The sequence below is a fragment of the Nonomuraea sp. SYSU D8015 genome (assembly GCF_008065375.1).
GTDB lineage: Bacteria > Actinomycetota > Actinomycetes > Streptosporangiales > Streptosporangiaceae > Nonomuraea.
In genome coordinates, this window is sequence record NZ_VJYI01000003.1 from 1 (window position 1) to 22,175 (window position 22,175).

Annotated in this window: 20 protein-coding genes and 1 pseudogene; 12 read left to right on the forward strand and 9 right to left on the reverse strand. The window is 69.5% G+C overall.

Features of this window, described 5'->3' with window-relative positions; genetic code table 11:
* Positions 1-262: 262 nt before the first annotated feature.
* Positions 263-574, reverse strand: coding sequence for a hypothetical protein (locus ID574_RS15470; RefSeq protein ID WP_188189602.1), 312 nt, complete (start codon positions 572-574; stop codon positions 263-265).
* Positions 575-1,453: 879 nt separating this feature from the next.
* Between ID574_RS15470 and ID574_RS15475 the strand changes: the two genes are divergently transcribed.
* The 3 genes from ID574_RS15475 to ID574_RS15485 all read left to right on the forward strand — a co-directional run bounded on the left by ID574_RS15475 (position 1,454) and on the right by ID574_RS15485 (position 3,036).
* The gene (locus tag ID574_RS15475) at positions 1,454-1,804 is read left to right on the forward strand and encodes a hypothetical protein (RefSeq protein WP_188189603.1); all 351 of its coding nucleotides are present in this window, start codon (positions 1,454-1,456) and stop codon (positions 1,802-1,804) included.
* Positions 1,805-2,268: 464 nt separating this feature from the next.
* Positions 2,269-2,460, forward strand: coding sequence for a hypothetical protein (locus ID574_RS15480; protein WP_188189604.1), 192 nt, complete (start codon positions 2,269-2,271; stop codon positions 2,458-2,460).
* A gap of 258 nt (positions 2,461-2,718) precedes the next feature.
* Positions 2,719-3,036 carry a hypothetical protein gene (locus tag ID574_RS15485; protein ID WP_188189605.1) on the forward strand — a complete coding sequence of 106 codons (318 nt, stop codon included), beginning with the start codon at positions 2,719-2,721 and terminating at the stop codon, positions 3,034-3,036.
* 90 nt (positions 3,037-3,126) lie between these two features.
* On the opposite strand, the gene ID574_RS59695 is transcribed toward ID574_RS15485, so the two are convergent.
* On the reverse strand, positions 3,127-3,552 hold the full coding sequence (locus tag ID574_RS59695) for an aminotransferase-like domain-containing protein (protein WP_223166723.1): 426 nt from the start codon (positions 3,550-3,552) through the stop codon (positions 3,127-3,129).
* A 250-nt stretch (positions 3,553-3,802) separates the two neighbouring features.
* Between ID574_RS59695 and ID574_RS15495 the strand changes: the two genes are divergently transcribed.
* Positions 3,803-4,039, forward strand: coding sequence for a hypothetical protein (locus ID574_RS15495; protein WP_188189606.1), 237 nt, complete (start codon positions 3,803-3,805; stop codon positions 4,037-4,039).
* Between the two features lie 13 nt (positions 4,040-4,052).
* On the opposite strand, the gene ID574_RS15500 is transcribed toward ID574_RS15495, so the two are convergent.
* The 3 genes from ID574_RS15500 to ID574_RS15510 all read right to left on the reverse strand — a co-directional run bounded on the left by ID574_RS15500 (position 4,053) and on the right by ID574_RS15510 (position 7,384).
* Positions 4,053-4,319, reverse strand: a complete 267-nt coding sequence (locus ID574_RS15500) for a helix-turn-helix domain-containing protein (protein WP_188190248.1) — start codon at positions 4,317-4,319, stop codon at positions 4,053-4,055.
* Between the two features lie 834 nt (positions 4,320-5,153).
* Positions 5,154-6,065: a hypothetical protein gene (locus ID574_RS15505; protein WP_188189607.1), complete on the reverse strand. Its 912-nt coding sequence runs from the start codon at positions 6,063-6,065 to the stop codon at positions 5,154-5,156.
* Between the two features lie 716 nt (positions 6,066-6,781).
* Positions 6,782-7,384: a TetR/AcrR family transcriptional regulator gene (locus ID574_RS15510; RefSeq protein WP_188189608.1), complete on the reverse strand. Its 603-nt coding sequence runs from the start codon at positions 7,382-7,384 to the stop codon at positions 6,782-6,784.
* A gap of 83 nt (positions 7,385-7,467) precedes the next feature.
* Between ID574_RS15510 and ID574_RS15515 the strand changes: the two genes are divergently transcribed.
* Positions 7,468-8,466 carry an SDR family NAD(P)-dependent oxidoreductase gene (locus ID574_RS15515; RefSeq protein WP_188189609.1) on the forward strand — a complete coding sequence of 333 codons (999 nt, stop codon included), beginning with the start codon at positions 7,468-7,470 and terminating at the stop codon, positions 8,464-8,466.
* A 224-nt stretch (positions 8,467-8,690) separates the two neighbouring features.
* Here ID574_RS15515 and ID574_RS15520 read toward each other — a convergent pair whose 3' ends face one another.
* A complete protein-coding gene (locus ID574_RS15520) occupies positions 8,691-9,941 on the reverse strand; it encodes a vanadium-dependent haloperoxidase (protein ID WP_188189610.1) in 1,251 nt (416 codons plus the stop codon).
* 361 nt (positions 9,942-10,302) lie between these two features.
* Here ID574_RS15520 and ID574_RS62255 point away from each other — a divergent pair, with 361 nt between their 5' ends.
* Both ID574_RS62255 and ID574_RS62775 read left to right on the forward strand, forming a co-directional pair.
* The gene (locus ID574_RS62255) at positions 10,303-11,265 is read left to right on the forward strand and encodes a golvesin C-terminal-like domain-containing protein (RefSeq protein WP_270094301.1); all 963 of its coding nucleotides are present in this window, start codon (positions 10,303-10,305) and stop codon (positions 11,263-11,265) included.
* Positions 11,266-11,386: 121 nt separating this feature from the next.
* Positions 11,387-11,615, forward strand: a pseudogene (locus tag ID574_RS62775) (IS982 family transposase); the annotation flags it as partial.
* Between the two features lie 1,084 nt (positions 11,616-12,699).
* Here ID574_RS62775 and ID574_RS15535 read toward each other — a convergent pair.
* Entirely contained in the window at positions 12,700-12,933 is a 234-nt protein-coding gene (locus ID574_RS15535; RefSeq protein WP_188189612.1) for a hypothetical protein, read from the reverse strand.
* A 736-nt stretch (positions 12,934-13,669) separates the two neighbouring features.
* Here ID574_RS15535 and ID574_RS15540 point away from each other — a divergent pair.
* Together ID574_RS15540 and ID574_RS15545 are read left to right on the forward strand one after the other, a co-directional pair.
* A complete protein-coding gene (locus tag ID574_RS15540) occupies positions 13,670-14,626 on the forward strand; it encodes a D-alanine--D-alanine ligase family protein (protein WP_188189613.1) in 957 nt (318 codons plus the stop codon).
* On the forward strand, positions 14,623-16,002 hold the full coding sequence (locus ID574_RS15545) for a UDP-N-acetylmuramoyl-tripeptide--D-alanyl-D-alanine ligase (protein ID WP_188189614.1): 1,380 nt from the start codon (positions 14,623-14,625) through the stop codon (positions 16,000-16,002). The genes ID574_RS15540 and ID574_RS15545 overlap by 4 nt, the downstream gene beginning before the upstream one ends.
* Positions 16,003-16,188: 186 nt before the next feature.
* Here ID574_RS15545 and ID574_RS15550 read toward each other — a convergent pair whose 3' ends face one another.
* Positions 16,189-18,189 (reverse strand): ATP-binding protein, encoded by a 2,001-nt coding sequence (locus tag ID574_RS15550; protein WP_188189615.1) that lies wholly within the window; start codon positions 18,187-18,189, stop codon positions 16,189-16,191.
* A gap of 215 nt (positions 18,190-18,404) precedes the next feature.
* Positions 18,405-18,977: a D,D-peptidase/D,D-carboxypeptidase VanY-N gene (gene vanY-N, locus ID574_RS15555; RefSeq protein ID WP_188189616.1), complete on the reverse strand. Its 573-nt coding sequence runs from the start codon at positions 18,975-18,977 to the stop codon at positions 18,405-18,407.
* 190 nt (positions 18,978-19,167) lie between these two features.
* Here vanY-N and ID574_RS15560 point away from each other — a divergent pair, with 190 nt between their 5' ends.
* From ID574_RS15560 to ID574_RS15570, 3 genes are read left to right on the forward strand one after another with little or no spacing between them, the layout of a single operon-like run.
* Positions 19,168-19,842, forward strand: a complete 675-nt coding sequence (locus tag ID574_RS15560; protein ID WP_188189617.1) for a response regulator transcription factor — start codon at positions 19,168-19,170, stop codon at positions 19,840-19,842.
* A gap of 6 nt (positions 19,843-19,848) precedes the next feature.
* Positions 19,849-21,312 carry a sensor histidine kinase gene (locus ID574_RS15565; RefSeq protein WP_188189618.1) on the forward strand — a complete coding sequence of 488 codons (1,464 nt, stop codon included), beginning with the start codon at positions 19,849-19,851 and terminating at the stop codon, positions 21,310-21,312.
* The gene (locus ID574_RS15570) at positions 21,309-21,818 is read left to right on the forward strand and encodes a GerMN domain-containing protein (RefSeq protein ID WP_188189619.1); all 510 of its coding nucleotides are present in this window, start codon (positions 21,309-21,311) and stop codon (positions 21,816-21,818) included. Before ID574_RS15565 ends, ID574_RS15570 begins: the two co-directional genes overlap by 4 nt.
* Positions 21,819-22,175: the final 357 nt, after the last annotated feature.

A 22,175-nucleotide genomic window follows, 5' to 3' on the forward strand; every position in this document is an offset into this window, starting at 1 on the left:
GCACCATGCGGACGGCTTCGTCCTTGAACTCCTGGCTGAATCGTCGGTTACGCCCCGCCACAGCCTTCCCTTCCGGTTCTCCCTCAACCTTAGTTGGGGACCTGTCCGGAAGATCCGGGGCACCTCAGGGTGCCTCTTGGTGTACGACCCGCCAACGTGAGACCACAGCAGACCCGCGCCAGCCCACAGCCCGACGCCGACCCCGTCGGCCGCGGACGCATCCGCGGCGAGGCGGGGTGTCGGTAAGACTGGTCCCAGCCAGTTACATGGGATTGCGTTTGGGCTGGTCGCGGTTCTCGGGGGTGCACAGAGCGCCCCAGGCCCACAGGCTGTCATCGCGCGTCGTCGGCTGCTGCTTCAGGTCGTCCTGCAGCCAAAGGTACGGGGACTCCTCCTGACCGTCGGACATGTACTTACTGATGATCATGGCCATTTGCTGCCTGCCCGTGCCGCGGACGTCGCCGGTGGCGATCGACCTGACCCTGACCTGTCTGTTGTCGAAGTAGTTCCGGGTCCACCCGTCGGTGTTGAATCGGGGGGTCAGGTGGGAGGTGGGGTAGACAGTGCCCGACACACGTCCCGCGTGTCCTGGCCTGGGCAGTACTGCACCGTGCCGCCGCTGGGCCAGCCGCCCTGGACAGTTACGGCACCGAAGTAGTCGAGGGTCATGGACTGGACCACCTGCCAGACCTGCCACGAGCTCATCCATCAGGTAACGGAACCGGTCCAGGTCTCTTTGAGGCCTAGGTGTGGGACTGGACGAGCTGACGATGGACCAGCCGTCATCGGCACCCCTGAATCTCCACCGAATCCTGGGCGATTCAGCTGGCGACGACGCCAGCCTTCGCAGCAACATGGGATGCACGCGCCGCGTCCAGCCGATTGAGCGTCACGCAGGGCGACCGGTAAGGGATCATGGATCTGCTGGCCGAATCGTGAAGCCTTTCGTTGCCCTTCCAGTAAGGCCGAACAGTCCGGGTGGCGGTGGAAGACTGAGCCGCCCTTCGTCACGTAGACAATCTTGGTAAGGCCCCGAGGGATCGGCGCACAGTCAGCGCATTGGCCCAAGATGAGGTCATGAATGCAACGCTCGTCCGTCACTACGTCAGCGTCTCCCAAGGGCGTTCGCCCGTCCACACGCTCGGCAATTCTCGGCAAGGGCTGAACCTCGCGTTCTCCCCTGGCCTCAACGTGCTGATCGGCGGGCGCGACGCCGGCAATTCACACCGTGCTCTCGGCGATCCGGCGCATTTACGGCGAAACCACCACCTCCCCGTTTTCGGGAGGCCCAGACGGCGCTATGGAGCGCGGCAACCGGACGGACGACGAATCGGGGCACCACGACCACGCCTCCCAGCTTCCCGGTCCGGGTTTTCTGCCAGAAGGAGCTGTACGAGCGTGTCACCCCGACTCGGACGACCCCTGCACCGCTTCGCGTCACCTGCTCTCCCTGATGGATGAGGCCCTCGACGCCTCCGGTGACGGCAGGCGGACCGACTTCGCGACAGATCGGGTTAACGAGCTCGCCAGGCAGGTTGCCCACCTCGACGATCCGGCCACGCGAGAGCGGCGGCGCGCCGATGAGGCGTTCCTTCGCGAGCACGAGCGACTGGCCCTTCGAGCAGTCCTCGACACGATCCAATTCGAGCTGCGGGAAGCACTGCTCACCTCTCTTGCCCGGTCTGAGAGCCGCACCGTTGACGCCCGCACGGCCAGGCGCGAAGGGGACTGGGCGGCCCGGGTACAACGGGCACGCCATGACGACACCGATTACCAGGCTGAGCTACATGATCTCGGGGTCTGACAGCGGGGCAGCCATAGCTCAGCGGTGTTCGCGGGGTATCGGAGGAAAGGTCGACTGTGGTGGCAGCCAATAGGCCAGGCGAGTATCTGGACACCGTCATCCTCTTGGAGGAACTGGCCGCCATGCCGGCACCGTTCGGGATGATCGTGCAGACCCCGAGACGGACCGGAAGTACATGGCGATGCAGATGTCGCACGCACTGGTCGGGGTGGTCGAGGCGCACGCCTGGCGCGCCGAAGACGCATACCGCGGGCCGCCGCCACGCGGAACACTGAGCCCCGCGAGGTCCACGACGACATCACCCAGACCGCGCTCATGGCCTTCGCCGGAATCAACTGCCGGCGGCCGGCGAACTGGCGCTCATCTCCTGGCGGGCCACCCGGCTGGTCGGGCGTGCTCGGAACTCTGGACTTCCCCTGCCCTATCAAGCGCAACGGCTCGGGCGAGACACGCTGATCCGCACGATGCGCCTGGTCGCCGCCGCCCTGTCCGCGATGGCCGCTGCCGCCCCGACAGCTGCCAACCCCAGGCGTGGCCCAGGTGAGGCCGCCGAGGCGGGCCAAGCTCTCGTCAGGGCCATGGCCGCGCTGGAAGAGGCAGCCAAGGACGCCGACCTGCATCGCGCCACCGGTGACCTGATGACTCTGAACGACTGACAGGTTGTCTTTTACCACTGATCTTCACATTTGCCCTGGCCGGCGTTGATGGTGATCTATCGCACATGGTCGAGGACCGGCGGCGGGGCTCGGCGTGGTCGGCACCTCGCATCCGGTCTTGATCGGTGCCGCCCGGACGACTAGCCTGATCGCCGTTCTGCCCGAAGGCGGGGCCGAGGCGAACGCGTCACGCGGGAAGAGCCCCGACCACGACGAGCTATTCGACCACGCCACCATGGAGTTTGGGACCGACTGACGATGAGCGCGGAAGAGGATTTCAAGCAGGTCGGCGCCGAGCTGGCCGACCTGGGTGTACGGATCTCCACGATGATGGGGAGTCCCGCGCTCAAAGATCAGGCGGGGAGGGTGTTCGCAAGCCTGCAGCGCGACGGTGCGATGGTGTTCCGGCTGGTCAGGGACACCCCCGAACACACAGCCGCGCTCCAGCTGGCCGGGGCGTCCCTGTTCGACCCCTCGGGGCAGGGCAGGGTGATAAAGGACTGGGTGGTCGTGCCCCACTCCTCGGCCGAGAAATGGACGGATCTGGCCGAGGCCGCCCTCAGCCGCCCACGCTGATCAGCAGGCCACGTCGACGGCGGCGGTACATCGGATGCATCCGGCGCAGGTGGCGGTCGAACTCGCCGCGTGCGAGGAAGTCGGCGAACGTCAACTGGTCAGTGACCGGCGAACCGCGGTCGGCGAGCACCTTTGCCGCGGCGACGTCGGCGACCAGTTGGGGAGGCACCACCAGCCGGCCGAGCCGCAGCCGACCGCACTCCCTCGGGTGGGCCACTGGTGCGACGGCGTGAGCACGACCCCATCGGCGTCGGCCCGATGGAGCGCATCGGCCTGAACGCCGTCCGGACCCATGCCGACCACGTCCAGACCGGCGGCACCGGCCAGCACCCGGGCGTCGTCGTTGGACGACGGGTCTTCCAGGGCGATCCGCCTGGCGCCGTGCTGGACGAGCACCTGGATCAGCAGCGAGATGTCCTGCCCATAGCCGTTGCAGATCACCACGTTGCCGGGGACGGCCGATGTGCCGCGCACCCGGTTGAGGTAGTCGCACAGGGCCTCGTGCAGTTCCGGCACGCCACGCCCGTCGAGGTAGGTGGTAGGCCTCCACGACCCCGTGGGAAACCCCGAGGCCGGCCGCGAGGGTGCGGGTGGGTGGCAGCGACGCGCCCGCTTGCAGCCGGCGGCCCGGATGCTTGCGCGGATGGACGCCTCAGTCTGCCGATGCAGTGGCACCCCGGCGTCGCGGTTCAGCGGCTGGAGACCAAAGCCGGGAACAGGGCGCAACCTGGTCTTGTCGCACATCCCGGCCCGGTTGGAGCGCATCTTGACGATCGTCGGCCTGTGGACCGCGTTCCAGGCCGAGGGGTCGGTGGAGGAGGCCATCCAGCTCGTGCAGGAGGCGAGCGCCTCGGTCAGCGGCATCGCTGCAGACGGCCGGCGAATCCGACTCGCCGTTGAAGGTTGCGAGCCCGGGGCTCTGCCGAGGGTTGTGGCCGGGGCCGCGGCTGATGGGATGCGGTGTGGCCTGGTCAGCGCGGTCGAAGACCAGGCCGCAGGGTAACGAAGCCGCCGTGTCAGTTTCCGGCCGTGCGCTCGCGTTCGTATTCGGCGTTGATGCGCAACGCCTCGGCGAGCTGGTCTTCCAGGATGATGATCCGGCAGGCGGCTTCCACAGGGGTGCCTTGATCGACGAGTTCCCGGGCCCTGGCTGCCAGGCGCAACTGGTAGCGGGAGTAGCGGCGGTGGCCGCCGCTGGAACGTTTCGGCTCGATCAGATGGGCGGCGCCCAGGGCCCGCAGGAACGTCGGGGTGACCCCGAGCATCTCGGCGGCCATGCCCATGCTGTAGGCGGGATAGTCCTCATCGTCGAACCGGTCCTCGGCGCTGTGCGCGGCACCGGCCGCGGCGCTGCCCGTGACGCTGTGCGTACCGCTGTCTGCGGCACCGGCGGGCGACGCCTGCTTGCCACCGCGACGGGCGCGGGGTGGGTGGGTTTGATCCATAGATGCCTTTCATCATGCGAACAGGGGGCCCCGGCGCCTGTTGCGCCGGGGCCCCGAAGAGGTTCAACACCATCTACCGGCCATCCGGCCGGCTTACTGTCGTCCGCATCCGCCGTACTGAGCGGCGCTGATGCGGGGATCGCGGATGCGTGACCGTAGACCACCTTCCAATCTTGTGGAACTGCGGTACCCGAGCGGCGGAACTCAGCCGGCAACGGGCGATCCTTCGATGGCGTTCAACACTCCCTTCCCTATCTTCTGGACGTGGCGTCCACTTCCTCTTCGGCAGCGCGTCCACGATCAGGGCCCCATCTACTGCGCTGGCCCGTCACGTCCGACCTTCTGCCTCAACCAACCAACTTCATCCTCATTCCGGGCAGTTCGTCGTGATGCCAGTAACTACTTTCTGCTGCCCGGTGGATCCGTTCCTTGCGATGTCAGAAACCTTAGCGCCCACACGCGCAAATGTCTACCGTGGCGAGTACAGATTTCCGGTTCCAGGAACGGTAGCTTTCCGGCCTGCGCCGTACCTGCGGGGACGCGCTCTCCGTGCATAGATTCGTCCCTGGCGCCGATCTGGCCGTGCACCGCTGACCAGAGCGGATCTTCGCCGTGCTCGCCAAGATCCTTTGTCCGGCGCCGGTGTGCTGTAGCCGGCTGGGATCGAGCCCCCTATCGCAAGGCGGTTTCGGCTGCCGGGGAGGGAAGCGCGCTCGGCGGCGGCTGTTCAGAGGTCGCCACGGTGGGCGGTGTGGCTGTCGGCTGTTCAGGGCCGGCGGTCGCCGACGGGCTGCCTGTGGGTGCGGGCGTGACGGACGCCGTGCCGCTGCTCAGGTCAGGGGTGGGAGTGGCTTGCGTACCGGTCGCAGACGGCGTGGGCGACGGGGAGGCCGGTGGGGAACCGGAAGCCGTCGGCGTGGCCGAGCGGGGCTGCTGCTGCCAGCGCACGGCGGGCTCGGCACGCCGCTCCGTGGGGCCGTGCCGTTTGCCGCGCTGGGCCTTCTTGCCGGTCGTGCCGTTCACCTGGTCGGCCACGGTATGCCCGGCGAGAACCTGGTAGATCAGGACGCCGCCGAAGCTGATCGAGAACACCAGTGCGGCGGCCGCTCCCAGGGAAAGCCAGCCCAGCCGTCCGCGCGGCGCGTGCGGCACGGTGGCGGGCGCCCCGGCCGTCTGTTCTGCCGCCTCGAACCTGGTCGGGCGCTGCCGTCGGCCGCTTGTGCTGTGCTGCTTGACCTTGGCGCTGGTGCGCCGCAGGTAGTGGGTGTAGATGTCGGTGCCGACCGTGGTGGCCACGCTCATCACCGCCGCGCCGATCACCGTTCCCGCCACCCCGAGAGTGGAGGCAGCGATGGCGGCGGTGAGCGCGGCCAGGGCCCCGCCTGCGATCTGAACAACGCTCAGCCGCACACCGCACGCCTTCCCGCTCTCATTCCTGCGGTTGCTGTTGCTTGTGTTCCTGCTCTTGGCCGGGGTCTGTTGCCTGCCGGTCATGCCTACGCTGGCCAGCCTTTCCTGGTGATCGGGCGCGGGTGCGCCGCCGCGCGTTTCGTGGTGCTCGGCGCCCGCCCATGGAAGATCCATCGAGGGTCCGGAACCGGGGCCGGGCCGCGGCCAGATCATCGGTGTGATGGACGGCGCGGCGACCAGGCCAGTGACGGCTACCGATGACGGCCGAGCGACGGTCTGCGGGGGCGCTGGTGGAACGGCCACGATGACATACCAGGGCAAAGTCGCTGACGCCGACGCGCCTGAGATGTCAGACCCTGATCAGGACGTTGCCATCTGCGGACATTCGTCGCTCCCGGCTGATTGAGCCCGGCGATCGAACTCGTCCCGGGCGTTGTCGCCGTCCGGGGGCCTACCGGTCCGCGGGTTGAATGCCGCCCACGGCTTTCCCCAGAAGGTCTAGGCGTGTTGCAGGGATGGCGTCTACGGTGCCGCGCACGGTGTCGGCGAACTCGCAGAACCTGCGGTGCTTCTTGGTGGAGATCAGGTTCGGCGTCGGCTGGGTAGGCGTGGTCCGCGCCGCGCGCCTTTCCGGTTGGGGTTGGAGCGGCAGTCCCGCGCGAAGATCAAGACGGATGAGGCGTTGATCGAACGGGCCAAGGCGGGTGAGGCCCGGTCAATCCTCATCGTCGGTGTCGTCACCGTCAGGGTCACACACCTGATCAACCAGCTACACCGGCCTCGGCATGGGGCCCGGGAGGACCGGCAGGGGCGCATCGAAATCCCAGCTCACAGGAGATTTGGCGGCTCATCGCGCAGTTCTGAACGAATCATGGCTGGGATGGACGGGGTCAGGTGACGGATTGCGCCACCAAGGCCATGGCCTGCCGCATGGCGTCCCGTACCTCGTCGGGTCCGTCGCCGCGCTGCAGCGCGGTCAGTGCGGATGCGCTGATCGCGCCCACCATCGCGCCGACCAGGGCGGAGGCGGTGATCGTGTCGAGTCTGTCGGGGAATGCCCGCTGCAGCGCCTGGGCCAGTTCGGCCTGCACGGTGAGGTAACGCTGCAGCAGCCGGGCCTGCAGCGCCGGCACCGAGGCCGCCAGCCGTGCGCGGAGTGCCGCGAGCCCGCTGGGGAGGTCACTGTCCCAGGTGTTGGCGATCATCTGGTCCATCGCCCGCACCAGCACTTCGGCTAGCCGTTCTCCGGCACGGCGCTCGGCGATCGCCTGCAGCGCCAGATCGACGCGCACGTCGGCATTGGCCAGGAGCACATCCTCCTTGGCCTGGAAGTGGAGGAAGAAGGTGCGGGGGGACACCTCCGCGGCGTCGGCGATCTCGGCCACGGTCACATGGTCGTAGCCCTTGTCCTCGAACAGGCGCACCGCCGCCTCGATCAGTGCCTGCCGGGTGCGCTGCTTCTTGCGCTCCCGCAGTCCGCGTTTCTCCACCACGCAGGGCAGCTTATTGCATCTTCCGCATTGATGCATACTGTGAATCGCTACATAGACTGCAGTGAAATGAAAGGTGATCATCCATGGGAAGTCTGTACGGACGCGTCGTCCTCATCACCGGAGCAGGACGCGGCATCGGGCGGGAGGAGGCGTTGTTCTTCGCCGCCGAAGGCGCCAAGATCGTTGTCAACGACCCCGGCGTCGCCATCGACGGCACCGGGGGCGACGCCGGGGTAGCCGCGAAGGTCGTCGAAGAGATCACTGCCCGCGGCGGACACGCCGTGGCCAACACCGACAGCGTCACCGACTGGGACGGCGCCCGCCGCATGGTGGAGACGGCCCTGGAGTCCTTCGGCGACCTCCACGTCGTGGTCAACAACGCGACCATCGAACGGAACACGGGCCTGACCGATCTGTCGGAGGAGGACTTCGACGACGTCGTGGCCGTCAAGCTGAAGGGCACCTTCGCGGTGACGCACTGGGCGGCCCGCCACTGGCGCGACCGGTATCAGGCAGGGGTCCACGCCGACCGCGCCGTGGTCAACACCTCCTCCGGCTCCGGGCTGCTCAACCCGCTGCCCGCGCAGGTCTCCTACGCGGCAGGCAACGCCGGGGTCGCGGCGCTGACCACCGTGGCCGCCCTTGAACTCGGCCGCTACGGCGTGCGGGTCAACTGCATCTCGCCCTCGATGGCCCGCACCCGCCTCACTCTCGCCGTACCAGGCATGAGCCAGGAACCGCCGGCGGGCCGGTTCGACCCCCTGCACCCAGCCGCCAGCGCGCCTGTTGCCGCCTACCTGGCCGGCGCAACCTGCCCGCTCACCGGCCAGGTGCTGTCGGTGCGGGGCGGAACGGTCGCGGTCAACCACGGCTGGTCCCTCGGCGGCCACATCCACAAAGACGGGCTGTGGAGCGTGGAGGAACTGGCCGAGAAGGTGAAGGAGCTGCCGATGGACGACCCGTTCGACAAGCTCGCCCAAGCCCTGACCGGCGCACTCGGCACCGTCGGACGCGACCAACTCCAGGAGATGATCAACGCCCTGCTGGACCAGGGAGTCCGCTCCGACGCGGCCTCCGCGTAGCCGTAGTCCACCAACCCCACGGTATCGAAAGCTGACGGGGGGATCAAAGGAGCTCGAGGACGTTGATGGGCACAGGGCCCATCGCGGGATGGGCACCGCGATGGGCACTGTGGAGTTCCTTATCCGGGACCATCAAGACGCCGGTGGCGTGACGCCCCTACATGACGAGAAGCGTTAAGGTGTGGCGCCCTTGGCCGTCGCCGGTGACGGGGTCCACGGGCTTGCTACCAGGTCAGGTGGGCCAGATCGTAGCGGGCGACCTGCTCGCCCAGCCGGATGCCGGTCTCGTCGGAGCTGCGGAAATGGATGCCCGCCCAGACCCGGGCGTTGATCACGTCCTGGACGGCCTGTGCCCAGGAGGTGTAGGTGCGGGCGAAGCCCGGCGCGTCCGGCGAGGTGAGCGTCACCGGCCGGGCCGGAGCGGGGCCGAGCAGCGTGGTCATCACCGTGGCCGCTGCGCCGACATAGCCGTTGTGGCCGCTGGGGTATTCGGGGTTGTCGGGGGCGGGGAAGAGCGACATCCAGGTCGGGTCCGGCTCGGTGCGCGGGTTGCCGTCGGCGCCGGCCTGCCGGATCGCGGTGACCGGGCGCCAGAAGAGGTGGGCGTACTTGGCGTCGTATACCGCGTTGTAGGCATCGCCCGTGACGGCGTGGAAGGTCGCCAGCAGCCGGGCGCTGTCGCGGATCGAGCGGTTTGAGCCGTCGGTCAGGACCTGGCGCAGGATCTGGGTCCAGCTGGACAGGATCCCCGGCCGGTACAGCAGCGCGATGTTGGTCTGCCAGGCGGTGCGGACCGTGCTGTCCGCGCGGCCGTAGGCCTTGGTCTCGGCGAAGTCGCGGGCGTACCGGGCGGAGGTGAGGGGCACGGGAGGTCCGGGCCGGAAGCGGTCGGAGCGGCCGAGGATGAAGGGCTTGCCCTTGCCCTGACCAGCCTGGGTTGCCGGGTTTAACGCGGGCGGGGTGGGCTGCCAGATCCCTGGGGCGGCCGGGGGCGGGGTGAACGGCTCGTTGACCGAGGCCGGGTCCAGGCCGTCCCCGGCCCGTTCGGCCAAGACCTTGGCGGCGGCGATGCGGCCTGCCTGGACGCCGCCCGCTTTGGCGGGGCCGTCGGGAAGGCGGGTGAGGGTGGAGTTCAGCGCCGCATCGAGCTCGCTCTTGCGGTGCGGCACGATCGAGGCCAGCGAGTCGTGCACGGCGGAGGCAAGGGCAGCCTCGGCGAAGACGCCGTCTTTGCGCGAGCCGATCGCGCGACTGGCGGCGACCCAGCTGATCACCCAGGTGCGGATGTTGGTGATCTGTGTGGGTGCGGCCATGGACGCATTGGTCTGGTCGAACCACTCCAGTACGGTGTCGAGTCCTGGCTTGGTGCCGGTTGTGGATCGAGCCGGCGCCGCGGTGGCCGACACGAGCAGCGCGATGCCCAGTGCGACGGCTAAGAGGCGTAAGGGAAATCGGGTGGTCCGGTGGCTGGTCACATGCCCTCCCAGAGGCTACGAACGACAGTCCATACCGCGATTCCGTCCTGGAGTGTAGGCAGGGCGTAAGACCGGCCGGCAAACGGCGCCGTTCCATTGGGTTGCGGGACCGTCCCGACCGACGCCCGCACCCTCGCGCGCCTGACCGCGGTGACCGGCCGGCACGTCGGGGTCGGCCGCCGCACGGCCGCCGGCCGCGAGCCCCGTCATCGCGGAGGAACGGGCTCGGCTGGCCGGTCTGGACTCCGGCCGCTGCCCCTGGGCCAAGAAACCGATCTATGTAGATATCTTTCATTGATGTTCGCATGTTGGTTAAATATTTTCGCCCGCGCTTCCCCTCAACCCCCGGAGGGACCAGCTCGTGAAAATCATCACTCTGTTATCGGCCGCCGTCGTGGCGGCCTCTCTGGTTCTGGTCGGCACCGTGGCGCCCGCGGCGGCCGCGACCACCACGGTCGACAACGCCACCGCCGGACGATTCATCGCCGGCGCCGACTGGGGCACATCGACATGGTCCACGCAGCGGTACGGCGCGGACTACCGGTTCGCGACACCCAACGCCGTCGCGAGCGACGCCGCCTGGTTCAAGGCGTCGATCGCAGCAGCTGGAGCTCACCTGGTCGAGGTCTGGTACCCGGCGGACCCCGGCTACAACAGCGCCACCCCGTTCATGGTGGCGACCACCGACGGCACCCGCACCGTGGTCGTCGACCAGCGGGCCAACGGTGGCCGCTGGGTCAGTCTCGGCACGTTCACCCTGGCCGCCGGCGACTACAACGTGGTCGGCGTCAGCCGCTGGACCAGCCAGCCCGGCTACGTCGTGGCCGACGCCGTCCGGATCACCTCGTCCACCGGAGCGGTCTCGTTCTCGCTCCCCCTTCCGCGCAACGCGCTGCCGCGCAGCGAGTACGACGACCCGCACCACGACTATCCCGCGATCGACCTCCCGGTCGGCACCGGCACCCCGGCATACGCGGTGCGCGCCGGCACGGTGACGATCATCGACGACAGCCTGTGCGGGCGCGGCATGAACCTGACGGGAACCGACGGGGCCATCTACACGTACTGCCACTTCTCATCGTGGTCGGTCTCCAACGGCGCGTCGGTCGGCGCCGGGCAACAGATCGGGCTGACCGGCAACACCGGCAACTCGACCGGTCCGCATCTGCACTTCGGCATCCGCACCGGCAGCACCCGGCGGTGCCCGCAGAACTTCCTGCTGGCCATCTACGACGGCGCCACCCCGCCCGCGGCGAGCAGCCTGCCCACCACGGGCTGCTTCTACGCCAGCCGGTCGACAGAGCCGGTCATTCCGCTCGGCTAAGGGCGTCACCGGCCGGCCCGCCGGCGCCCGAGCAATGATTCCAACGGATGAAAAATCAGCTGTTCGGCCGCGCAGCGGTGGCGAGGGTGTCCTAAATCCGTAAGTGAACACCCTCGCCGCCGCAGACACCGAACCGGTGACGCTCGCGGTGCTGTCGCTGCTGCTCGGCCTCACCTCCGAGCGGCGCCGGCCGCGCCATGCCCGCGCACCCGCTCTGCCTGTCCCCTACCTGCCCGGCCATTCCGGCTACAACAAGCGCCTGCGCTTGTCTGGTGCTCCGCCTGAGCCGCATCCTGACCCGGCACACCTCGCTGTGGAGCGACGATGTCCGGGTGGCCGGCTCCACACCCGGTGCACTCCCAAACGCCCCGGCTCACGGACAGGAACTGCCTGCCAACGGCTGCTCGGCGGTTGCTCGTGCGCGGCCAAGCCCGGCGAGGCCACCGGGGTCAACGCCCTCATCCGGTCGGTGGGTTCCCCGCTCGGCAGCCCGGTGATCGCCAGCATCCTCGCGCACAGCGGTCACCGCGTCGAACCCGCTGCCCACTGAGCACGCCTACACGGGGTCCTTCCTCGTCGGCGGTGCAGGCGCTCTGATCGCCGCGGCCGTCACGCTGCTCATCGCCCGCCCGCGACACCACGCCCAAGTGCCGGCCTTGGAGGAGGCCGGTGCCGCCGCTCCGCTTCCCGAGCCCGCCCGCACCACCGACGACAACGGCAAACCGCACACTTGAGCCCATGCACACGCCATGAGCGTGCACGGTCCCTGTCCGGGGGACGAGCACGGTACGGACTGGTCCGGCCACCGCACCGACGCCCGCCGTAACCACGAGCGCATCGCCGCCGCGGCCCTCCAGCTTCGCCCGCGTGGCCGCAGGTCTGGTCGAGCTTGCGACCGTCGGTCACGGTGAGCCTGTTGCGGCATACCTAGACTTCTTTGGTTTCGGTCGCATAGATGCCACCGCCCTGGCGTGTCCTTATATCAGGCCGACAGCGGTGCTCACCGGGGGGCGGCCAGGGGCGCTTGATCACGACCTCTGAGCGGCAGATCTGAACAAGCGGCCGGAACCGTGCGTCTACCTGTTTGCGACCTTATGCGTTGTTGCACTTATTAATTAACAGGAGCGGAGTTGCGACGGTTGTGAAAACGGCACCCGGGCCACGCCCGGTGCCTCGGCCGGTCTCCGCACGGCCGGAACCCGAAGCCACGAGATCTCGACGGTCTCCCCAGGGTGGATCGACGGGCTGCGGATCGTCCGGGAAAGCAGCAACGATCCACGCTGCGCCTGGTCGATCGCCTACCCGCAGGCGCCCGGTGCGCAGGCGTTCACCGAGGCGCTGCGCACGACGGTGGAGAAGCGGCGGTCCGACTTCCTCGGCGTAGCGCCACCACCCGCTGGTACGACGGCAAGACGCGCGAGATTGTGCCCGCGGCTATCGCTTCGAGACCGTCGCCCGCCAGTTGATCGGCAAGGAGGTATCCCGCTCACGAACGGTCTTCAGCGGTCCGGCGTCGGCGGCGTGTGTCCGGCCTTCGTGGATCATGGTGACCAACACGTCGCACCATTCTTCGCCCGCCTGCGGAGCCTGAGGGGATGGTGTGGTGACCTCGGCGGCGTGGCCGACTGCCATCTGGATCTGCTGAAGGCCGTCATAGGCCCACTCCACACGCCACCCGGGCCAGGTGCGGGCGAGTGAGTGTGGCCAGGGCCGCGAGCCGGTAGCTCTGATCGCCGCCGCAGTGGCAGAAGAACAGCAGTCTGCCGTTCGTCATGGTCGATCAGGCATGCGCCGTAGCATTCGGCCTCCCGCATCCATGAGCTCTCCTCGCGCTGGCGGCGGGCGAACCGGATTGCCGGTTCGGGGCCGGGCAGAAGTCGAGTTCGAGGTGGTGGGCGCCCCATTGCGAGTTGTAGAGCCCGAAAGTGCCGTCCTGCAGAGTGGCATAGTGTGCGCGACTTCCCATGGCCATACCGAATTTGAGGCGTCACTGACTGTGAGGGCTGTTTCGAAAATCACATGCTGGGCATCGCGCTGGGCCCGAGGCTCGGCGCCGTACGGCCAACGGTAGGCGTCGGTCACGAGGCTGCGGCCCAGGCCCGTGACGGCCGGTGCGAGCGCGGGCACGGCCGCCGGGCGCGGCACGATCAGCGTCACACGGGCAGCATCACTCGGGCAGCATCACTCGGGCAGCACGATCAGTATCACTCGAGCAGAGGGTCGGAGCGTCCAGGATCGGCCCGGTCGCGGCACACCGCGGGTGCGCTTTGGTCAGGAACTGGACAGCGAATGGCCTGGCAACTGGTCAGGCGAAGAGCCGACACTCGGCAGGCCGGTCCTGCGACGGCGAACACCGAGCCGCTAGCGGCGCTGTCTCCATGCCACTGAGGAAGGCTGATCGATCGTGAGTGAACGCGTACGCGTGGCTGTGCTGGCGGGTGGGCCGTCCGCCGAGCATGAGGTGTCGCTGCAGTCGGCGCAGGCCGTGCTCGATGCTCTGCCGAAGGATCGGTACGAGCCCGTCGCCGTCATCATCGACCGGCAGGGCAGGTGGCCGGTGGAGCTGCGACGCGATCTGGCGGACGTCGTCTTTCCCGTGCTGCACGGGCCGTTCGGCGAGGACGGCGTCGTCCAGGGGCACCTGGAGACGCTGGGCATCCCGTACGTGGGCTGCGGCGTCCTGGCCTCGGCCGTGGCCATGAACAAGGTCGCGATGCGGCGCGCGTTCCTGGCGGAGGGCATCCCCGTCACCCCGCACGTGTGGTTCACCGAGCACGAATGGCGCACCACCACCGACCACTGGGCTCTGGTGAAGTCGCTCGACTGGCCGATGTACGTCAAACCGGCCAGCATGGGCTCCTCCATCGGCATCTCACGTGTCACCTCCATGGAGGAGCTGCGCGCGGGCGTGGAGCTGGCGCTGACCTACGACCGAGTGATCGTCGTCGAGCAGGGCGTGACGGCCCGCGAGCTCATCTGCGGCGTGCTCGGCGGCCATGACACGCCGGACGTCTCGGTGCCCGGCGAGCTGATCGTGCCCGGCGACTGGCTCGACTACGAGGCGAAATACCTCAGCCAGGCCGAGATCGCCACCATCCCGGCCGCGCTGCCGGAGCGCGTGGCCGAGGACGTGCGCGAGCTGTCCCTGCGCGCCTTCCGGGCGATCGGCGGCTACGGCCTGTCCCGGGTGGACTTCCTCTACGAGGAGGACACCGGACGCCTGTACGTGCTGGAGATCAACACCATGCCGGGCTTCACCTCGCGTTCCGTCTACGCCAGGGCCTGGGCCGCGACCGGTGTCCCGTACCCGGACCTGCTGCGCCGCCTCATCGACCTCGCGTTCGCCAGGAGCGGCTCATGATCCCCATGACGCTGGACAAGATCGCGCAGGTCGTCGGCGCTAGCCTGCACGACGTGCGCGACCCGCAGGCGCTGGTGACGGCGCCCTCAGCGGTCGACTCCCGCGAGGTGGTGCCTGGCGGCCTGTTCGCCGCGACGGTCGGCGCCAACGTCGACGGTCACGACTACGCGGCCGGTGCCATCGCGGCCGGCGCCGTCGCCGTGCTGGCCTCAAGGCCCGTCGGCGTGCCCGCCCTCGTGGTCGAGGACGTCCAGCTCGCGCTCGGCCTGCTCGCCAAGCACCTGCTCGAGCACATCAGCCCGGCCGTGATCGGCCTGACCGGCTCCGTGGGCAAGACCACGACCAAGGACCTGCTGGCCCAGGTGCTCGAACGGCACGCCGCGACGGTCGCCACCGACAGGTCGTTCAACAACGAGCTCGGGCTGCCGCTCACGGTGCTGCGTGCCGATGCGACCACGCGATACCTGGTGCTGGAAATGGGTGCGGGCCGGAAGGGCGACCTGACGTATCTGACCGGGCTCGCACCACCTCAGGTGGGGTTGGTGCTCAATGTCGGCACCGCGCACGTAGAGCGTATGGGAGGCGGGCTGGCCGACGTGGCCGAGGCCAAAGGCGAGCTGGTCGAGGCACTTCCGGCGGACGGGTTCGCACTGCTCAACGCCGACGACCCGTACGTCATGGGCATGGCCGGCCGCACCAGAGCCCAGATCCTGTTGTACGGCAGGTCAGCGAAGGCGGCGGTGCGAGCCGAACACGAGCGGATGGACGACCGCGCGCGAACCGCGTTCGAGTTGGTGACACCCTCCGGCCGCGCCCCGGTCGAGCTCGACCTCATAGGCGAGCACCAGGTGAGCAACGCCCTGGCCGCCGCCGCCGTCGCCACCGCACTCGGCCTGGGAGTCGCCGAGATCGCCGACGGGCTGAACGCCGCACGGCGGCGCTCCGCGGGTCGGCTGGAGATCGTCGAACGACCTGACGGCGTCACCATCGTCAACGACGCCTACAACGCCAACCCCGAATCCATGCGGGCCGGGCTGCGGGCGGTGAAGGCCCTGGCCGGCACCCGTCGTACCGTCGCGGTGCTCGGCGCGATGGGGCAGCAGGCGGACGCCTCCCGCGCCCGGCACGCGGAGATGGGCCGGCTCGTCGCCGACCTCCGCTTCGACGTGCTGATCACGGTCGGAGCAGGGGACCCGCTCGCGATGGCGGAGGCGGCGGAGTCCTCGAACCGGGGCGTGGCCGTCCACACCGCCGAGGACGTGGCCGGGGCCGTCAGGCTGGCCACCGCGCTGCTCGAACCGGGAGACGTGGTGTTCGTCAAGGCCTCCAGCGAGATCGGGCTCGGTGCCTGCGCCCGTGCGCTGGCCGGCGCCTGACCGTTGGCACATCGCCGAAGGCCCCTAGTGACGACGTGGAGCGGGCGGTGACCGTGCCCGCCGCGTGAGCAGCGGGAACTGGTCCATCGTGCGATCTCCGGCGAACCGGTGCGTGGGGTGCTCCGGGAATCGTCCGGCTCAGCGTGGGCACCCTGCGGCGCCGCCGCGCCGGCACGATGTGGCGGCTCACGTGGATCGGTACGCCGGTGCGTTGGTGCCATACAGCTCCCGGCGCCAAAGGTCGGCGCAGACACGTTCGATGCCGGCCGTCAGATGGCGGCGGTAGGTGGTGAAAGGGAGGCCCAGTCGTTCCGCGGCCAGCCCCTGGTTGGGCGTGCTGCGGAGGAAGGTGACGGACAGCGCCCGGTGGAACTTGACCGCCCGCGGATCCTCACGCAGATCGTCGACCGCCTGGCGGAGCAGGTCACCCAGTGCCGTGGCAGGATCCTGCCCGGCCCGCTCGGCGATCAGCCTGGTGCGCGTCAGCGGGGAAGCGGCCAGCGCGTCCAGCCGCGACAACTGACGCAACGCCTTGCGTACCGCCTCGGCGAACTCCGCCTGCGACAGCACCGCCAGCTCCGCCGTCGCGGCACTCGGGCCGCCGGCAGGCCCCGCGACGAGCAGCCGGTTCATCCGCTCCAGCCACGCCTGCGCCGGCACCGCGCGCCAGTCATGAACGAACAGGGTGTACGCGTCATCCCCCGGCCGCGGCTGCTCGGAGATGTCACGCATCCCGTAATGCCGTAAACGCTCCACCCACGCGTGGTTCGGGTGCCGTATCTCGATATATGACCATGCCATCCGCTCGGACCGCAAACAATTGCCGATCACTCGCCACTGGATCACATCCATCACCGGCGAGTCTTCGCGATACTGCGGCAGCACCCAGTGCCGGCCGACCGCCAAATGTTCACCGGCGCGCAACGGCGTGGTGGCACGCGCATGCGCCCACGCCATGGCCACGATGGGATCGGCCGTCAGCTCCTCCTCATCGAGTTCCGCCAACCGCAACCACGCGGAGAAGGCCACGGGCTCGCCGGTTTCGGTCCGCCGGTACAGCCGGAACGCCTCCGGCTGACGTACGGCCCAGAAGGCGGCGCAGCCCGCGGACGCCGCACCCTCCGCCGCCGTCGCCACCCGGACCAGCGTGCCGGCATCCTCCTCCCGCAACACCTCTTCCCGGAACTCGCCCTCGTCGTGGCGGCCGTGGACATCGGCCGGCGCCCCGTTGTCGCGATGCAGGTAGAGCAGTGCCGCCACCGCGCCGGGCAGGTCAACATCGCTCGCCGTGCGCACCCTCTCCGCCAGATGCGCATGAATGCGGTCGTGCATCACCGCGTACCCTTCGGGATCCCGCCATCGCAGGTCCGCCTCCAGCACCTCCCGCACCACGTCATGCGGAAAGAGCCCGAGGCTGGTCGACTCCACGAACGGCAGCCGCCGCAACCACCGGAACAACGTCCCGGCGTCCTCCGGCAAGGCCGCCCGCAGCAGGTTCTCCGTCGTCATGTACGCATGCGCGCAGATCTCCAGAGCATGCCGATGCGCCGCCGAAGGCAACTCGCCCACCAGCTGATCCAGCAACGTGGCCACCACGTCCTGATTCGGCATCCACCGCCGGCCGGCCGCGCCGTCCTTCACCGCCACGGCCGCCCCCAGCAGCAGCGCCAGCGGATGACCGCCGGCGAAGGCCAGCAGCGGCTCGCGCAGCTCGGCCGGCACCCCGCAGGAGTCCATCAGGGCCTGCGCAGCTCCGGCCCGCAGGTCGCGCAGCGGCAGCACCTCCAGCGCGCCCGCCCATCCCGGATCCGCCTGCCACCGCATATCCGGCGGGTGTCGCCCCGCGATGACCACCAGCGCCCCCATGGGCACCCGCGGCAGGAACCGCTCGCGCAGCCATCCCTCCAAGCCCTGAATGCGTTCGAAGTCGTCGACCAGCAGCACCGCGTCCGCGTCATGAAGCACCGGCTCGGCCTCGGCCTCGAACGCCGCCGGCGACGGCTCCGACGTGCGCCCGTCCACCAGGGACACCGGCCGCCCCGCCAGGGCGGCCTCGTGAGCGAACCGCCGCAACAAGGCCGACTTCCCGATGCCGCCGGCACCGTGCACGTAAAGAACGCTGCAGCCGCCGCCGTACAACGCCGCGTTGAAAACCGCGAGCTCTTCCTCCCGCCCGACGAACGCCATGTCGCGCGCTGCTTGCAGGCGCCGTCCCAGCAATCCGGACTTGTTGTCACTCGCCGGTGACATACCCCTAACCCCTCTCCGAACGTCCGGTCGATACCGCTGTCGAATGCCCGGGTCTAACCCTTGGGCGCGCTGGTCGGATTGGCGGTTCGGCTCTCGGGCGCAAACCCGTCAACGTCCCCACATCGCACACATGGGTGGACCCCGGCCCTGGGCTACATCTGGTCCCCGTTCTCGATGACGTAGCCCACGCCGGGGTGGGGTCGTCGTCGTGGTGGCGTGCCGCCGCACTCGGGGCGGTACTCGAAGTGCCACCACTCGTTGTCGTACATGCGGTAGAGGTCGTAGCGGGCGCCGTGTTCCTCGAGCCAGCGCGCGCCTTCGTGGGGGCGCACGTCCAGCGCGATGCCCTTGACGTGGGGGGATTCCGCCGGCGGTAACACCAGCATGCGCGCCGAGGCAGGAGAGCCGGAGCGGCGCACCTCCTCGTCGAACATCCGTTGCTGGACAAGGGGATCGCGGTACCCCGAGGTGAGGCCGATGAGCTGGCCGTGACGCCAGAGCGCCTCGGCGCGCGCCGCGGTGAACGCCGCCAAGGCGCCGTCGGTGAGCCCGGCGAGGTCCTCGGCGGGGAATCGCATCCGCAACGCCCAGTTGCAGGCCAGTTCGCGGGCGCGGCCGGGATGTCGGACGAACGCCACGGGCAGCAGGAGCACGGCGAGCACCAGCGTGACCGCGGCGAACAGCCGGTCTCGGGGCCGAGGTGGGATGGTGCGTGGTTCGCTCATGGCGATTACGATTGGCGCCGAATGTGCGTGCGTTGTGCGCCGGATGTCATGGTTTATCGACGGCGGCCACCGCCGGCGCGACCGTGACACAACCATGACACGGCGCGGACGAGGCGGGGACACGTCAGGCCGACAGTGGATGGGGTTGACTGGCGGGCGAATTACGGAGCGTGCTGTGATACTCGGCGGCGTGTCGCGAGTGTTGTTGATCGAGGATGACCCGGCCGTGCGGGAGGGCCTTGAGCTGGCCCTGACCCGGCATGGGCACCGGGTGCGCGCGGTGGAGTCCGGCGAGCAGGGGCTGGACCGGCTGCGTGCGGACCTTCCCGACGTCGTCGTGCTCGATCTGATGTTGCCTGGCATGGACGGGTTCGAGGTCTGCCGCCGCATCCGGGCCGCCGGGGAGGTACCGATCATCATGGTGACCGCGCGCGGCGACGACATGGACGTGGTGGCCGGGTTGGAGGCGGGCGCCGACGACTACGTGGTCAAGCCGGTGCAGCCCAGGGTGCTCGAGGCACGCATTCGCGCGGTGCTCCGGCGGATCGGCCGGGACCAGGCGGAGCTGGAGCGGCACGGGGACCTGACCATCGATCGGGCCGCTCTGGTGGTCACCAACCGCGGCGTGCCGGTCAGCCTCGCCCCGACCGAGCTGCGCCTGCTGCTCGAGCTCTCCGGCACGCCGGGCCGGGTGCACAGCCGCCAGCAGCTGCTGGAGTCGGTGTGGGAGCACGGGTATTTCGGCGACTCGCGTCTCGTGGACGCGTGCGTGCAGCGGTTGCGCGCGAAGATCGAGGACGACTCGGCGGCGCCCGTCTACGTGCAGACGGTGCGTGGGTTCGGGTACCGGTTCGGGCCGGTGTAGCCGCCGGTGGCACCTCGGCCGAGCCTGGGGCTGCGTGCCCGGTTGTTGTTCGCGTTCGCACTGCTGTGTGTGGTCACCGCGGCGGCGGTGGCCGGCGGGATGTACGTCCAGGCCCGCAACGACATCCTGCAGCGGGCCCAGGATGCCGCGGTGCAGGCGATGAGAGGCCGCCTGGAGGCGCTTTTCCCGTTGCGGAATGCGGCGCCGGGCCCGGACGAGCTCGGCGAGATCGCCCGCGCAGTGACCGACGGGAACAGCCGCGCGGTCGCCGTCTACCACGAGGTGTACTCGCTGGCCGGCCCGCCCGGGCCGCCCGGCCTCGCGGGGCAGATCCTGGATCCGGGGGTGATTCCACCGAAGCTGCGGCGGGTGGTGGCCGGCGGCAAGATCGCGTGGCAACGCGTGGTGTGGCGGGGCAGGCCCCTCCTGATCATCGGCGCGCCGTTGCTGATCGCCGAGCGGGGCCGGACGACCCGGTTGTCCGGCATCGAGGTCTACACCGTGCGCAGCCTGCTCCCCGAACAGCGCAGCATCGACGGGCTCGCCGCACGCGCCTGGCTCACCGGCGGGGCGGCCCTGGCGTTCGCGGTCGTCCTCGCGCTCCTGGCCACCCGCAGTGTGCTGCGCCCCGTGCGCGAGCTCGGCCGGGCGGCACGCCTGCTGGGCGAGGGCGAGCTGCGGACCAGGATCGCGGTCAGCGGCTCCGATGAGCTGGCCGACGTGGCCCGCACGTTCAACAACACCGCCGCGGAGCTGGAACGGCACGTCAAGCAGCTGCGCGAGATGGAGGCCGACGCCCGCCGGTTCGTGGCCGACGTGTCCCACGAGCTGCGCACCCCGCTGGCCGCGCTCGCCGCGGTCGCCGACGTCCTCGACGAGGAGGCGGCCCAGCTGCCCGAGCCCGCCGGCAGGGCCGCCAGGCTGGTCGGCCAGGAGACGCTCAACCTCACCGGGCTGGTGAACGACCTCATCGAGATCAGCAGGTTCGACTCCGGCGTCGCGGCCCTCGCGCTGAACGAGGTCGACGTGGCCGAGCTGGTGCGCGAGACCCTGCGTGTCCGGGGCTGGTCGGAGCAGGTGCACACCGAGCTCGCACCCGCGGTGACGGCACGGTTGGACCCGCGCCGAGTGGACGTCATCCTCGCGAACCTGGTCGGCAACGCCCTGCGGCACGGCGAGCCACCGGTGTGGGTACGGCTGTCCGCCGACCCGCACTGGATCGCTCTGGAGGTCCGCGACCATGGAGCGGGGCTTGACGAAGCGGTGCTGCCGCACGTGTTCGACCGGTTCTACAAGGCCAACGCGGCCAGAGCCAGGTCCGAGGGCAGCGGCCTGGGCCTTGCCATCGCGCGGGAGAACGCGCGCCTGCACCGAGGCGATCTCACCGTCACCAACGCCCGGGACGGCGGCGCCATCTTCACGCTTCGCCTGCCACGCCGGGCGCACGATCCGGACGGAGGCCCCGAATGAGGACCGGGCGCGCCCGCCGCGTGCTCGCCGCGGGACTCGTATCGCTCGTCGCCGTGGCCGGCTGCGGCGTGCGACCCAGCGACGCCATCCCCGCCGGCGACCCGCCGAGCGGAGGCGTCGCACCACCCACGACGACCACCCTCTACCTGGTGAAGAACGGCCGGCTCAGCGCGGTGACGCGGCTCGGTGGCCGAGTGTCCCACGGTCGTCCGATGTTCCCAGCGGACACGCTCGCGCTGCTGGCGGCCGGACCCACCGCGGAGGAACAGGCGCGCGGACTGACCACCGACGTCCCGCCCGAAGCCGGCCCGTTCTCGGTGACCGCCAATCCGGGCGGCCACGTGGTGGTGACCCTGTCCACTCCGGCCGGCGACCTGTCCACACTGGCCGTCGAGCAGATCGTGTGCACGGCCGCAGCCGCCACGGCTCCGGAAAGCCCGGTTCAGGTAACCGTCGTCGGTGCCGGGCAGAGCGTCGGCCCCCGGAACTGCCCGGGGCAACGGTAGCGACCTGTAGGGCGTCAGAACTCGCTCACCTGGGATGAGCTGGGATTTCATCAGTCGAGCCAGGCGGCTTGCTCGCTGCACACGAGCCTGATGCGGTCGATGCCTGCTGTAGTGAGAGATGTACTCGTACAGGACCCAGCGCAGGTGACGTTCGCCGTAGAGCAGCAGGCGATCGGTGCACTCGGCCCGTACAGTGCGGACCCACCACTCGGCATGGCAGTACGCCCGCGGCGTTCGCGGCGGCGTCCTCGCCACCTGTGCTGCGGCACGGATTCGGATGTGACCATGGGGCGGATGGCTTCGTCTGTGATGGTGTGAAGACGATATCCCGTTCGCGGAGGACGCCATCGGCAGCCA

What these genes read in the sequence shown, in the direction of transcription:
- ID574_RS15475 (WP_188189603.1), top strand. Translation starts at nt 1,454, where the DNA reads ATGGATGAGGCCCTCGACGCCTCCGGTGACGGCAGGCGGACCGACTTC.
- ID574_RS15480 (WP_188189604.1), top strand. Translation starts at nt 2,269, where the DNA reads ATGCGCCTGGTCGCCGCCGCCCTGTCCGCGATGGCCGCTGCCGCCCCG.
- ID574_RS15485 (WP_188189605.1), top strand. Translation starts at nt 2,719, where the DNA reads ATGAGCGCGGAAGAGGATTTCAAGCAGGTCGGCGCCGAGCTGGCCGAC.
- ID574_RS15500 (WP_188190248.1), bottom strand. Translation starts at nt 4,319, where the DNA reads ATGGGCATGGCCGCCGAGATGCTCGGGGTCACCCCGACGTTCCTGCGG.
- ID574_RS15505 (WP_188189607.1), bottom strand. Translation starts at nt 6,065, where the DNA reads ATGGATCTTCCATGGGCGGGCGCCGAGCACCACGAAACGCGCGGCGGC.
- ID574_RS15515 (WP_188189609.1), top strand. Translation starts at nt 7,468, where the DNA reads ATGGGAAGTCTGTACGGACGCGTCGTCCTCATCACCGGAGCAGGACGC.
- ID574_RS15545 (WP_188189614.1), top strand. Translation starts at nt 14,623, where the DNA reads ATGATCCCCATGACGCTGGACAAGATCGCGCAGGTCGTCGGCGCTAGC.
- ID574_RS15550 (WP_188189615.1), bottom strand. Translation starts at nt 18,189, where the DNA reads ATGGCGTTCGTCGGGCGGGAGGAAGAGCTCGCGGTTTTCAACGCGGCG.
- vanY-N (WP_188189616.1), bottom strand. Translation starts at nt 18,977, where the DNA reads ATGAGCGAACCACGCACCATCCCACCTCGGCCCCGAGACCGGCTGTTC.
- ID574_RS15570 (WP_188189619.1), top strand. Translation starts at nt 21,309, where the DNA reads ATGAGGACCGGGCGCGCCCGCCGCGTGCTCGCCGCGGGACTCGTATCG.